9 protein-coding genes are annotated in these 8,367 nt (G+C 65.7%); 4 read left to right on the top strand and 5 right to left on the bottom strand.

The annotated features are described in order from the left end of the window. The coding region (locus tag EN738_RS25885) for a Gfo/Idh/MocA family oxidoreductase (RefSeq protein WP_189605978.1) at positions 1-210 on the bottom strand (210 nt) is incomplete at its 3' end. A gap of 196 nt (positions 211-406) precedes the next feature. On the opposite strand from EN738_RS25885, the gene EN738_RS25880 reads away from it, so the two are divergent. Then, positions 407-1,432 carry a LacI family DNA-binding transcriptional regulator gene (locus tag EN738_RS25880; protein WP_127286182.1) on the top strand — a complete coding sequence of 342 codons (1,026 nt, stop codon included), beginning with the start codon at positions 407-409 and terminating at the stop codon, positions 1,430-1,432. Between the two features lie 27 nt (positions 1,433-1,459). On the opposite strand, the gene EN738_RS25875 is transcribed toward EN738_RS25880, so the two are convergent. Then, the gene (locus EN738_RS25875; RefSeq protein ID WP_127286181.1) at positions 1,460-1,774 is read right to left on the bottom strand and encodes a hypothetical protein; all 315 of its coding nucleotides are present in this window, start codon (positions 1,772-1,774) and stop codon (positions 1,460-1,462) included. A 211-nt stretch (positions 1,775-1,985) separates the two neighbouring features. Between EN738_RS25875 and EN738_RS25870 the strand changes: the two genes are divergently transcribed. Beyond that, entirely contained in the window at positions 1,986-3,452 is a 1,467-nt protein-coding gene (locus EN738_RS25870) for an esterase-like activity of phytase family protein (protein WP_127286180.1), read from the top strand. Between the two features lie 59 nt (positions 3,453-3,511). Here the strand turns inward: EN738_RS25870 and EN738_RS25865 are convergent, their stop codons facing one another. Then, a complete protein-coding gene (locus EN738_RS25865; protein ID WP_127286179.1) occupies positions 3,512-4,303 on the bottom strand; it encodes a L,D-transpeptidase in 792 nt (263 codons plus the stop codon). A gap of 232 nt (positions 4,304-4,535) precedes the next feature. Here EN738_RS25865 and EN738_RS25860 point away from each other — a divergent pair, with 232 nt between their 5' ends. Further along, the gene (locus tag EN738_RS25860) at positions 4,536-6,008 is read left to right on the top strand and encodes an MATE family efflux transporter (RefSeq protein WP_127286178.1); all 1,473 of its coding nucleotides are present in this window, start codon (positions 4,536-4,538) and stop codon (positions 6,006-6,008) included. Between the two features lie 3 nt (positions 6,009-6,011). Here the strand turns inward: EN738_RS25860 and EN738_RS25855 are convergent, their stop codons facing one another. After that, positions 6,012-7,220 (bottom strand): MFS transporter, encoded by a 1,209-nt coding sequence (locus tag EN738_RS25855; protein WP_127286177.1) that lies wholly within the window; start codon positions 7,218-7,220, stop codon positions 6,012-6,014. Between the two features lie 146 nt (positions 7,221-7,366). Here EN738_RS25855 and EN738_RS25850 point away from each other — a divergent pair, with 146 nt between their 5' ends. Continuing rightward, positions 7,367-7,942: a TMEM175 family protein gene (locus EN738_RS25850; protein ID WP_127286176.1), complete on the top strand. Its 576-nt coding sequence runs from the start codon at positions 7,367-7,369 to the stop codon at positions 7,940-7,942. Between the two features lie 6 nt (positions 7,943-7,948). On the opposite strand, the gene EN738_RS25845 is transcribed toward EN738_RS25850, so the two are convergent. Then, complete coding sequence (locus EN738_RS25845; RefSeq protein WP_127286175.1) at positions 7,949-8,230, bottom strand: hypothetical protein; 282 nt, start codon at positions 8,228-8,230, stop codon at positions 7,949-7,951. Between the last annotated feature and the right edge of the window lie 137 nt (positions 8,231-8,367).

Genomic DNA, 8,367 nt, shown 5'->3' with positions numbered 1-8,367 from the left:
GTCGAACACTGCGTCAGGCTTGGTTTGGTCGAGAACGGCATCGAGGCTGGTGCCGATGTCGGCCCCGGCAAGCCCGTATTCGCGCGCTCTCGCCTGCGCCCGTTCGGCGTCGAGGTCGACCAGGCCGGCAATCGTCAGCCCGTCGATCTGCCTCGCGGCATCGAGCCACTGCTTGCTCATGGCTCCGCAGCCGGCCAGGACGACCTTCATCCAGCGCTCCTCCTCCGCTCGACCCCTCCAGGCCGATCGTCACGGCATCCACGGCGTCACCGTAAACGTTTTTCCGTAAACGTTTACGAGAACACACCCGATAGCGTAGAATGTCAATCGGCTGTTTGCGAAAATCATCCCAAAGCCTTGGCCTGAGCGGCAGCCAGTGCTAGCCAAGGCAGGGGGAGAACCGTCCTTGGCGTCCAGCATCCACGACCTTGCGCGTCACCTGAACATTTCGATCGGCACCGTGTCGCGGGCGCTGAACGGCCGCGCCGATGTCAATGCCGACACACGCCAGCGCGTGCTGGAAGCCGCCAAGCAGCTCAACTACGCACCCAACCAGTCCGGCCGCAGCCTCCGGCAAGGCGCCACCCACTCGATCGCCTTCATGCTGCAGCCGCATCCGGGCGACCAGCAATATGGCGAGCCCTTCTTCATTCCCTTCCTCACCGGCCTGCAGGGCAGGCTCGCCGAAAGCGGCCTCGACCTGATCGTGGTCATGGGCGCGCCGGGCGACTACCAGCAGGAGCGCCTGCGCCGCGTCGTCGAGACGCGCCGCGCCGACGCCGTGGTGCTGGCCTGGACGCGGCGCGAGGACGAACGCATCGACTATCTGACCGAGAGAGGCTTCCCCTTCGCCACGCTCGGCCGCAGCCGTTCCGGCGGCAAGTCCTACCCTTCCCTCGACCTCGATTTCGAGAAGGCCGGCAGCGACGCCGTCGACCGGCTGGTGGCGCGCGGCCACCGCCGCATCGCCGCGGTCCGCCCTGCCCTCAATCTCAATTTCGGCTACCTGTTCCTCGACGGCTACCGCAAGGCCTTGAGGCGGCACGGCATCGAGGTCGATCCCGGCCTGATCGCCGACGGCTTCATCAACGAGGGCGGCGGCTACCAGGTGACACCGCGCGTGATGCTCTCCAAGGACCGGCCTACGGCGATCATCTACAACAACGACGCTATGGCGCTCGGCGGCTGCAAGGCGCTGGCCGAGATGGGCATCCGGCCCGGCCACGACATCGCCGTGACGGTCATCGTCGACACGCCGCTCTGCCGCTATTTCTCGCCGGCGCTGACCGCCTTCCGCCCGGCGCTGCAGCCCATGGGCCGGCGGTTGGCCGAGATGCTGCTTGCATCGCTCCCCGCCTTCGCCGGTCCGGAAGGCACGCGCATCATGCGCGAGGTCTGGCCGCTGGAACTGATCGCGCGAGAGAGCGACTGATAGTCGCCGAGGGTAGCCGCATCGACCTCAGTCCACTTTCTCCTCGCCCTTCTCGCCAGCCTTTACGATGTCGCCGGTCGTGAACAGGATTTCCTTCAGCTCTGCCCGCCAGTCCTTCTTCTGACGCAGCAGGAATTCGAGATTCATGCCGAAATGCTTGAACTCCTCGCCTTGCGCATTTTTCATGATGGCGCGCGCCTGCGCGTCCTTTTCCACCGACATGCGCTGCTCGTACCAGCTGATCGCCTCCGCCTCCTCGATCAGCGAAGTGATCATGCGGGCAAATGTCCGCACCTTCTGCGTCAATTCCTCCGCCGGCTCGTGATACTGATCGAAACCCATATGTCCTCCTGAGCCCATGGCTCGACCGACCATCGCAGGCGATGCCTGGGCTCGCCTGCAACGGTTGCGATTGGAAAATGGTTCCGGGGCACGCGCCGGCGCGGCCTGTCACGCAGGTATCATGTTCGAGTCCTAGACCGCTTGGCGGAAGGTGCCGGCGGCATGTCGATGCGACACCCGCTCCGGCATGCTCTGTCACAAGGGGATATCCATGAAACATCTCAACCGGACCGTTGCACTTGGCGCGGCACTTGCGCTGTTCACAGCCCTCACCCCGGCGCTCGCCGATGGCGTCGCCTATGTCAACAAGGGCCTGGTCGGCGTCGGCCGCATCCCCGCCAACCAGAAGGACAAGTTCGGCGAGACCTTCGGCTCCGGTTCCGGCATGGCGATCGACACCAAGGGCTGGGCGCGTGACGGCAACGCCTACAAGGGCTCGCTCTGGCTGCTGCCGGATCGTGGCTACAACGTCGTCGGCACCACCGACTATCGGGCCCGCCTCAACACCGTTTCGATCGAGCTTGCCCCGACCCCTCCGGGCGCCGCGCCCGCAGCCGGCCAGGAACAGTCGGGCGTCAATGCGACGCTCGCCGACACCCTGCTGCTCACCGACGACAAGGGCGTTGACGCCACCGGCCTCGACCCGCTGAACGGCGTCCGCCCCGCCGCCGGCGACATGCCGATCCTGCCGCAGGCCGACAATGGCAAGCTGGCGCTGGATGACGAAGCCATCGTGCGCCTGCCGGACGGCAGCATGTTCATCTCCGACGAGTACGGCCCTAACATCTATCGCTTCTCGGCCGAGGGCCGCCTGATGTCGGCCACCCAGCCGCCGGCGGCCCTGGTGCCAATGCGCCACGGCAAGCCGAACTTCGCCTCCGACAATCCGGGCCCGGGCGCCGCCGAGCCCGATCCGAAGGATCCCGAGACCGGCCGCCAGAACAACCAGGGCCTGGAAGGCATGTCGCTGACGCCGGACGGCAAGTTCCTGATCGCCGTGCTGCAGTCGGCGCCGCGCCAGGATGGCGGCGATTCCGGCTCGACGCGCCAGAACACCAGGGCGCTGGTCTATGACGCATCCGACCTCGCCCATCTCAAGCTGGCGCATGAATATGTCGTGCCGTTGCCGGTGTTCAAGGACGCCAAGGGCAAGACCAAGGTGGCGGCGCAGAGTGAGATCGTCGCGCTCTCCAACACGAGCTTCCTGATGCTGACGCGCGACAGCGGCAACGGCCAGGGTGTGAAGGGCGAAGAGTCGCTCTATCGCAAGATCAACATCGTCGACCTGTCCGGCGCGACCGACATCGCCGGCGGCCCGTTCGACGCCGCCGACAAGCCGCTGGCGCCGAAGGGCGTGCTCGATGCGTCGGTTGCCCCGGCCAAGGTCACGCCGTTCATCGACATCAACGACAGGGCCCAGCTTGGCCGCTTCGGTCTGCACAATGGTAAGCCGAACGACAAGGACAATCTCTCGGAGAAGTGGGAAGCGATGTCGCTGGTCAGCGTGCTCGATCCCAAGCTGCCCGACGACTACTTCCTGTTCGTCGCCAACGACAACGATTTCCTGACCCAGGACGGCTTCCAGGTCGGCGCGTCCTACAAGGCCGGGGACGGCGCCGATGTCGACACCATGTTCCTGGTCTATCAAGTGACGCTGTCGAACCTCGCCACGAACTAGCTAACGACAGAAAGGCGGACGCGCCGGGCGCGTCCGCCTTCAGGCCATTTGTCGACGATCTACTTCAAGATCTCCGCGTCCCTCGGCACGCCGGCATCGATCGGCTCGGCGGTCCTGTTCGACACCGCCGTGAGCTTGCCGGCGGGCGACAGGTTCGGGCGCACGAAGACCTGCGCGACGCCATTGACGCGGCCGTAGAGGTCGATGATGTCCTGGTTCATGAAGCGCACGCAGCCGGACGAAGCGTTCTTGCCGATGGAATCCCACTCCGGCGTGCCGTGCAGCCGGTACATCGTGTCCTTACCGTCGCGGAAGAGATAGAGCGCGCGGGCGCCGAGCGGGCTCTGCGGACTGGGCGGCATGCCGTCCTTGTATTTCGCCAGTTCAGGCCGGCGCTGGATCATTTCCGGCGGCGGCGTCCAGACCGGCCACTTCTTACGCGCCTGAACGACGGCGCTGCCGGTCCATCCGAAACCGGCCTTGCCGAGGCTGACGCCATAGCGGATGGCCTCGCCGCCGTCGCGCACCAGATAGAGGAAATGCTCGGAGGTATCGACGACGATCGTGCCGGGTTTTTCCCCTGTCGGGTCGGGCACGATCTGGCGCACGAACTTCGGATCGAGCTTGTCCACCGGGATTGCCGGCAGCTGATAGCCCTCGTCGACGCGTGCCGCATACATGCTCTCGGCAGCGCCGAAAGCCGAATCGCTTGGCGGCGGCGGCGCTGCCGCCGGTGGCGCCACGTCGGTAGTGGTGCAGGCCGAAAGAGCCACGGAGGCTGCTCCCACAGCGGACGCACCGAGAAACGCGCGCCGGTTCAGGCGCTCAAAAAACAGCGAACTATCGGACATCATCCCCCCGGCTATCAATAAGATCTAAGGAGTGCGGCCCCACGCACCCGGGATCAATAGCCCATTCCGCACGCTTTGAGAACATGACTGGATCAAGGCACGCCAGAGCATGATGCCGAAAGTGTGAATCGATTTTCGCTCAGGCGGAATTTTCCGGCTTCGCATCGACCTGTCCCCTCAAATCGGCGATCATCGCCGACCGCACCCAAAGACCAGCGCTGAGCAGCCCACCATGGACGACAAGACGCCTGCCCGCCGGCGCACCGGCGACCTCACCAGCGGCCCGATCCCGCGCACGCTGCTGCTGTTCGCTTTGCCGGTGCTCGGCTCCAACGTGCTGCAGTCGCTCAACGGCTCGATCAATGCGGTATGGGTCGGCCGCTTCCTCGGCGAGGCGGCGCTGACCGCGACCTCCAACGCCAATCTGGTGCTGTTCCTGATCCTCGGCACGGTGTTCGGCATCGGCATGGCCGCCACCATCCTGGTCGCGCAGTCGGTCGGCGCCCGCGACCTGCCGGAGGCGCGGCGCATCGTCGGCACCAGCGCCACCTTCTTCTTCCTCGTCTCGGTGGTGTTCGCCGTCTGCGGCTGGATCTGGGTCGACGCCATCCTCAACACGCTGGGCACGCCGGCCGACGCGCTGCCGCTGGCGCGCTCCTACTTGCGCATCATCTTCGCCGCTGTGCCGATGATGAACCTGTTGTCCTTCGTCATGACGGTGCTGCGCGGCGCCGGCGATTCGCGCACGCCGTTCGTCTTCATGGCGCTGGCGGTCGTCCTCGACATCGTGCTCAACCCGCTGCTGATCCGCGGCCTCGGGCCGCTCCCGGAGCTCGGCATCGCCGGATCCGCAACCGCCACGCTGATCGGCCAGACGGTGAGCGTGATCGCCATCCTGATCGTGCTCTATGCCCGCAAGCATCCGCTGAGGCTCGCCGGCGCCAACCTCGCCCTGCTGCGGCCCGATCCGGCGCTGCTCAGGATCGTCGTCTTCAAGGGCGTGCCGATGGGCCTGCAGATGATCGTGATTTCCGCCGCGGCGTTGACGGTCATGGGCATCGTCAATTCCTACGGGTCGCAGGTCGCCGCCGCCTACGGCATCGCCGCGCAGCTCTGGACCTATATCCAGATGCCGGCGCTCGCCATCGGCGCGGCCGTCTCCTCGATGGCCGCGCAGAATGTCGGCGCCGGGCGCTGGGACCGCATCGGCAAGGTCGCGGCTTCGGGCGTCGGCTTCAACCTGGTGCTGACCGGCGCGCTGGTCTTCCTGCTGTTTTTCTTCGACCGTTCGATCCTCAGCCTGTTCCTCAGCACCGACAGCGCGGCCATCGACATCGCCGCCCACATCAACAATGTCGCGTCCTGGTCGTTCATCCTGTTCGGCGTCACCATCGTGCTGTTTGCCACCGTGCGCGCAACCGGCGCGGTGATGCCGCCGCTGATCATCCTGGTGATCTCGGTGCTGATCGTGCGCACCGGCTTTGCCTATTTCTTCCGGAGCGTGATCGGCGAGGAGGCGCTCTGGTGGAGCTTTCCGGCCGGCTCGATCACTTCACTGGCGCTGGCCGCCGGCTACTACCGTTTCGGCGGCTGGCGCACCCTGCACATGATCGAGGGCAGGCCGGCCGCCGGCGAACCGCCGGACACCGGTCTCGGCGTGCCGCGCCAGCGCGCGAACATGGCGCCCGAGACGCCGGACGGCTGAACCCTAGCGCGCGTATCTCGCGCCGAACCCCAGCGCCACCAGCGCAAAGACCGTGATCATCCCGGCAAAGGCCAAGGTTGCTGCCGTCGCGCTCGTCCAGTTCGACAGGATGCCGATGCCGATGACCGGCAGCGCGTTGCCGCAGAAGCAGCAGATGAAGAAGGCCGACACAACTTCGGCGCGCCGGTCGTCCGGCGCGATCTGGTTCACCACCTGCAGGCCGCCGCGATAGCCGAGCGCCGCCGCCACGCCACACAAGCCGGTTGCGGCGATCATGATTGCCATGGACGCATAGACTTGCGCGGCAACGACCAGCGCCACGGTCGGGATCATCAGCGCCAGCGCCGCCAGCATGGTGATGCGGCTGGACAGCCGCAGCGTCAGCAGGATGGTCGCGGCCGCCACCATCGACAGCTCGAAGAACAGCGCGCCGGCCTCGGCGTGGTTCGTGACATGCAGCTGCTGGGCCAGGATGCTCGGCGCCAGCGCAGCATAGAAGCCGACAAGCGCCATGGCCCCGAAGCCGGTCACCGCCGGCGCCACGAAGGCCGCGCGGATGTCGGCGGGCACCGACAGCCGTGGCCGCATCGAGACATCCGAGAGCCGCCCTGGCCGCATCACGGTTTCCCGCGTGCGCCAGATCAAGAGCGTGACCAGGGCAAGCAGCGCCAGATAGAGGGCGAATGTCAGCCTGAGCGGCCAGGGCGCGTATTCGGCAAGCACCCCCGACACCAGTGCGCCGAGGCCGAGGCCGACGAAATTGGTGCTGGTGGCGATGGTTGCGGCGCGCGATTTGTCCTCACTGTCGATCAGCTCGGCGAGCCAAGCGGTGCCTGTTCCCGCGCCGACGCCGATGCCAAGACCGCTCAGGATGCGGGCGATATCGAGCCAGGCGACATTCTCGGCGAACAGGAAGACCAGCGCGCTGACAAGAGCGGTCGCCATCGCCGCCAGGGTGGCCGGACGGCGGCCAATGGCATCCGACAGCCGTCCGAACACCAGCAGTGCCGCCAGATTGCCGACGACATAGACGGCATAGACCAGCGTCAACGTCAGCTGGGAGAAGCCGAAGGCCTGTTTGTAGATGATGTAGAGCGGCGTCAGCACCGTGCTGCCGGCAAACAGCGCCGCGATCATGGCAGCGACGGCGGCGGTCGCGGCGCCGCCGCCGAGTTCATTGTCGCGCGTAATGGCTTGAGCGTAGGTCGTCATGTCGACGTCCTTCTTTTAGGGGGATGCCCGCCTAACGTGTAGGTGGTGACGGCCGTTCCTCTCGCCCAATACGCTCCTGACAGGATGGTCAGTATGGCGCCGCGCGAAATCCTCTCGTACCCTTCGCCTGTTCAAGGGGAGAATCGATGGGCAAAGGACGGGTCGAAGCATTCACCGATGGCGTCGTCGCCATCATCATCACCATCATGGTGCTGGAGCTGAAGGTGCCGCACGGCGAGGATTTTTCCGCCCTTGCGCCGTTGTGGCCGGTCTTCTTCAGCTATGTCCTGTCCTTCATCAATGTCGGCATCTACTGGAACAATCTGCACAACATGTTCCACACCGTGCAGCGCGTCGACGGATACGTCCTGTGGGCGAACCTCAACCTTCTGTTCTGGCTGTCGCTGATGCCGGTGACGACCGCTTTCATGGGCGAGAACCATTTCGCGCCGGTCCCGGTCGCCGTCTACGGCGCCGACCTGGCGCTCTGCGCCGTCGCCTACACGATCCTGGTCACCAAGCTGCGCCATCTGCACGGCGCGGACACGACCTTCGCCAAGGCGGTGGGCCAAGACAGGAAGGGCAAGATCTCGCTGGCGATCTACATAGCTGGCGTGCTGCTCACCTTCGTCAACCAGTGGATCGGCGTCGCCCTCTATGTGGCGGTGGCGATAACCTGGTTCGTGCCGGACCGGCGATTCGAGAAGCTTATCGAAAAATAGACGACGCTACGTCCGCATCGCCTTCAGCTTTTCGGCCACCGACGCCGCGAGGTCGGCATAGCGCTCCTCCAGCCGCTCGGCCGCCTTGATGACGGGGAAGTCATGGTCGAATTTTTCCAGCGCCATCCGCAGCTTCTCGACGAAGTCGGCCTGTTTCTCCAAAGCCGAGAACAGTGTCTTGACCTGCGCCTCGCTGATGTCGGGATTGGCCAGCATCTTCGGCACCTCGCGGCCCATCTGGTCGCCGGTGGCGGTCTGCTCCTTCAGGATTTCGACCCAGTCGGTCAATCGGCAGTCTCCTTCGATGGCGGCAGCATGCGCGGCGGCCGCCCATGCGGTCAACCCGCCGACGTCGAAGCGGACTTGCCTGAGCCTGATCCGGCGTTAAGTTCGGCGCAACCTCGAACAAGGACCCTGCCATGACC

This window comes from Mesorhizobium sp. M4B.F.Ca.ET.017.02.2.1 (assembly GCF_003998955.1).
In the GTDB taxonomy this organism is placed as follows: domain Bacteria; phylum Pseudomonadota; class Alphaproteobacteria; order Rhizobiales; family Rhizobiaceae; genus Mesorhizobium; species Mesorhizobium abyssinicae.
This window is presented reverse-complemented; position numbering and strand designations above follow the sequence as displayed.